At 63.4% G+C, this 475-nt stretch carries 2 protein-coding genes; one reads left to right on the plus strand and one right to left on the minus strand.

Annotation, left to right across the window (positions count from 1 at the left end; genetic code table 11):
• Positions 1-222, plus strand: a 222-nt coding sequence (locus D7V93_RS43965) for a PLP-dependent transferase (RefSeq protein ID WP_208723386.1), incomplete at its 5' end; no start/stop codon positions are given.
• 18 nt (positions 223-240) lie between these two features.
• Here the strand turns inward: D7V93_RS43965 and D7V93_RS43970 are convergent.
• Positions 241-475, minus strand: a 235-nt coding sequence (locus D7V93_RS43970) for a cytochrome C oxidase subunit IV family protein (RefSeq protein WP_120648749.1), incomplete at its 5' end; no start/stop codon positions are given.

The following is a 475-nucleotide window of genomic DNA, read 5'->3' on the forward strand; positions in this document are numbered from 1 at the left end:
ATGCTCGACCACCTGCGCTACGCCGTGCGCGCCACGCACCTGGGCGACACGCGCACGCTGGTGATTCCGGTCGCCCCCACCATCTACTGGGAAATGGGTGCCGAGCGCCGCGCGTCGATGGGCATTGCCGATTCGCTTGTGCGCGTGTCGGTCGGCATTGAGGATGAGGCCGATCTGGTGGCGGATTTCACGCAGGCGCTGGATGCGACGGCCGTTGCTTGACGGCGCGCTGAACGGCGCTCAATGGAAGAAGAGGGCGCGCATCCCAAAGGTGTGATGCGCTTCCGCGGCCATCAATACCATCAGCACCAGCAACGCGAGCGGCGGCATGAGAATGGCGTACACCAGTGCCAACCGCTCCCACATCATGTGCATGAACACAGAGACGATCAGCCCCGCCTTGGCGATCATCAGCACGACGATCAGCACCCAGCGTGTGAGGCCTTCCACGCGAAAGTAATCGACCAGGTACGAC

Source organism: Corallococcus llansteffanensis, from assembly GCF_003612055.1.
Taxonomy (GTDB): domain Bacteria; phylum Myxococcota; class Myxococcia; order Myxococcales; family Myxococcaceae; genus Corallococcus; species Corallococcus llansteffanensis.